Consider the following 403-nt stretch of genomic DNA (forward strand, 5'->3'; position numbering starts at 1 on the left):
CGGAGCTCGCGTACCCCCATTTTGAGACGCCGCCATCCCCCGTTGCACTCGCTGGGCGGCGCCTTGCCTTCTGGAGGAACCTCATGTCCACAGCCACCGCTGCGGAAAAGAAGAAGGGCGCGGGCGTGATGGCCGTCATGCAGCGCATCGGCCGGAGCCTCATGCTCCCCGTTGCGGTGCTCCCGGCCGCCGCGCTGCTCGTCCGCCTCGGCGACAAGGACATGCTCGGCGACCCCTCGCTGCCGACATTCCTGACCAAGATAGCCGGATACATGTCCGCCGGCGGTGGCGCGATCCTCGACAACATGGCGCTGCTGTTCGCCGTGGGCATCGCGATCGGCTTCGCCAAGAAGTCCGACGGTTCGACCGCGCTCGCCGCGGTGACCGGCTACCTGGTCTTCAA

Annotated in this window: 1 protein-coding gene; it reads left to right on the forward strand. The window is 67.5% G+C overall.

The annotated features are described in order from the left end of the window. Positions 1–83: 83 nt before the first annotated feature. Positions 84–403, forward strand: a 320-nt coding sequence (locus tag G3I78_RS49930) for a PTS transporter subunit EIIC (RefSeq protein WP_164437311.1), incomplete at its 3' end; no start/stop codon positions are given.

This window comes from Streptomyces sp. SID13726 (genome assembly GCF_010548375.1).
Classification (GTDB): domain Bacteria; phylum Actinomycetota; class Actinomycetes; order Streptomycetales; family Streptomycetaceae; genus Streptomyces.